Origin of the sequence: Moorena sp. SIO2C4 (assembly GCF_010672485.1) — a bacterium.
Taxonomy (GTDB): Bacteria; Cyanobacteriota; Cyanobacteriia; order Cyanobacteriales; family Coleofasciculaceae; genus Moorena; species Moorena producens.
The window spans coordinates 1-2,886 of the sequence record NZ_JAAHGN010000982.1 but is presented as its reverse complement, the minus strand read 5'-3'; the positions used below and the strand labels follow the sequence as shown (position 1 = coordinate 2,886).

Here is a 2,886-nt window from a genome sequence, read left to right as displayed (position 1 = left end):
TGCTTTTCAATGACCCAACCACCACACCTTGCCCCCTATGGTTCCTGGAAATCCCCTATTAGCGCTGACATGATTGTTCAAAGCAGCGTTAGGTTGGGCAGCATTGCCCTTGATCAAAAGGATGTTTACTGGATTGAAGGGCGACCTGCAGAAGCTGGACGCAATGTAATCGTGCGACGCACCCCTGATGGCAAAACTGTTGATCTGACTCCCGAGCCCTTCAATGCTCGTACTCGGGTTAACGAGTATGGTGGTGGTGCAATTGCAGTTAAGGATGGCACAATTTACTTCTCTAATTTTGCTGACCAACGTCTGTACCAACAAACCCCAAGCTCCAAACCCCAACCCCTAACCCCCATAGCTAACTGGCGCTATGGTGATGCAGTAATTGACCAGGAAAGAGGACGTATAATCTGTGTGCGAGAAAACCACACGGTGGATGGCGAACCAGTCAATACCTTGGTTAGCATCAGCTTAGAAAACGGTGAAGATATTCAAGTGCTAGCCTCTGGCTGTGACTTTTACTCCTCGCCGCGCCTAAGTCCCGATTGCTCTAAACTCGCTTGGCTAAGCTGGAATCATCCCAATATGCCCTGGGATGTTACTCAACTCTGGGTAGCTCCAATCTTAACCGATGGTTCTCTAGGTGTTGCAGAGCTCATTGCTGGTGGGGTTGATGAGTCGGTATTTCAGCCAGAGTGGTCACCAGATGGTGTACTTTACTTTGTATGCGATCGCACTAATTGGTGGAATCTCTACCGCTGGCAACCAACCCGAGGGGAAATCGAACCCCTGTGTGAAATGGAAGCCGAGTTTGGACTACCCCAGTGGGTCTTTGGCATGTCTACTTATGGCTTCGATGGTGCCAATCGAATCATATGTACCTATACTCAGGAAGGAAACTGGCATTTAGCTAGTATAGACCTAAACACCAAGCAGCAGTCGGTGATTGCCACACCATACACCAGTATTTCCGACCTAAAGGTAGCTGATAATCAAGCGGTTTTGATCGCTGGTTCTGTAACAGAAGCAACTGCAATTGTTCAGTTGGACTTGACAAATGGACAAATCAATGTATTGAGGAAGTCGAGTGAGTTAGCTATCGATACTGGCTATCTATCGCCGCCTCAAGCGATCGCATTTCCCACAACTAATGGACTGACCGCTTATGGTTTCTTCTACCCACCACTAAACAAAGACTACACCGCACCAACCTCCGAAAAACCACCCCTAATTGTCAAAAGCCACGGTGGACCTACGGCGGCCACTTCTAGTGCCTTTAATCTAAAAATTCAATACTGGACGTCTCGTGGTTTTGCCATCCTAGATGTTAACTATGGAGGGAGTACTGGCTATGGGCGGGACTATCGTCAGCGCCTTAAAAACAACTGGGGGATTGTGGATGTTGATGACTGCACCAATGGCGCGCAATACCTAGCTAAGCAAGGACTAGTTGATGGTGAGCGACTGGCCATTGCTGGGGGGAGTGCTGGGGGTTATACAACTCTAGCTGCTCTGACATTCCGAGATGTGTTTAAAGCTGGGGCTAGCTACTACGGTGTCAGTGATTTGGAGGTACTAGCCAAGGATACCCACAAATTTGAGTCCCGGTATCTAGATAGCTTGATCGGTCCTTACCCAGAACGTAAAGATTTGTATCAAAAGCGATCGCCTATTCATTTCACAGACCAACTGTCGTGTCCTGTAATTTTTTTCCAGGGGCTAGAAGACAAGGTAGTCCCCCCTAACCAAGCAGAAATGATGGTGGCCGCTTTGAAGGCTAAGGGGTTACCTGTAGCCTATGTTACCTATGAAGGGGAGCAACATGGTTTTCGTAAAGCAGAAACGATTAAACGGACTCTCGAAGGGGAGTTGTATTTTTACTCCCGGGTATTTGGATTTGAGCTAGCAGAGGCGATAGAACCTGTAAGTATTTATAATTATTAGTTATTAGTTTAGTTATTAGTCATTAGTCATTGGTTAATTGCCTTGATCAATTAAGTTACTCTGTAGACATGGAGCAACACCTGCGAAGTAAGCCAATGTCAGTATTTGTCTATTGGTTTCGATATTATTGTTCACCATAAACTCATCAACAATGACTAGGCAGGAAAGACAATCAATAACCAGTGAGTTAAAAACTCAGGCAATCATCCTCGGTGGATGGGTCGCTCTGATGTGGATTGTAGAGCTGGTGGATATATTCATTTTTGGAAGGAAACTTGATCTATATGGCATCCTTCCCCGCAACCCAATTGGGCTGCGGGGTATTTTATTTGCCCCTTTTCTCCACGGCGGTTTTTCTCATCTGATTTCCAACACTATACCTTTTCTTGTCCTAGGCTGGTTTGTAATGTTGCAAGAAACTAGCGACTTTTTCGTCGTTACCACCATCACCATGGTGGTGGGTGGTCTTGGGGTTTGGCTGTTGGGCGCTCCCAATTCAGTTCACATTGGGGCAAGTGTGCTGATCTTTGGCTACCTAGGTTTTCTGCTATTTAGAGGCTTCTTTGAACGAAACCTACCCTCAATTTTTCTATCAATTCTAGTCGGCTTCCTCTATGGTGGTTTAGTTTGGGGTGTCTTACCTTCACAGCCCCATGTATCTTGGCAAGGACATTTATTTGGTTTTATCGGCGGTATCCTAGCCGCACGTATACTGGCAAGGCGTAAACTGTGACATACTCCCACACGCTCATCGAAGATTACAGTGTGGGCTTCTTACCAACTCCAGCCATCGCGAACGGATACACGGGTTACTTTATTAACGACACGGTCAGAAGTTACCCCAGCGAGCAATCCCTCGCTGGGGCAGCCTTTATGGTTAGTCGGCTATGGGTAAAGGGTTAAAACTTTATGATTAAGGCAAGAGACGAAACCTTAGAT

General features: G+C 46.6%; 3 protein-coding genes. All 3 read left to right on the top strand.

All coding sequences use genetic code 11. The features are described from left to right. The first annotated feature begins 9 nt into the window (after nt 1–9). Nucleotides 10–1,947: a S9 family peptidase gene (locus F6K20_RS32405; RefSeq protein ID WP_287265741.1), complete on the top strand. Its 1,938-nt coding sequence runs from the start codon at nt 10–12 to the stop codon at nt 1,945–1,947. A gap of 151 nt (nt 1,948–2,098) precedes the next feature. Beyond that, complete coding sequence (locus F6K20_RS32400) at nt 2,099–2,680, top strand: rhomboid family intramembrane serine protease (protein ID WP_287257445.1); 582 nt, start codon at nt 2,099–2,101, stop codon at nt 2,678–2,680. Next, on the top strand, nt 2,677–2,850 hold the full coding sequence (locus F6K20_RS32395) for a hypothetical protein (RefSeq protein WP_287297508.1): 174 nt from the start codon (nt 2,677–2,679) through the stop codon (nt 2,848–2,850). Before F6K20_RS32400 ends, F6K20_RS32395 begins: the two co-directional genes overlap by 4 nt. Nucleotides 2,851–2,886 lie beyond the last annotated feature (36 nt).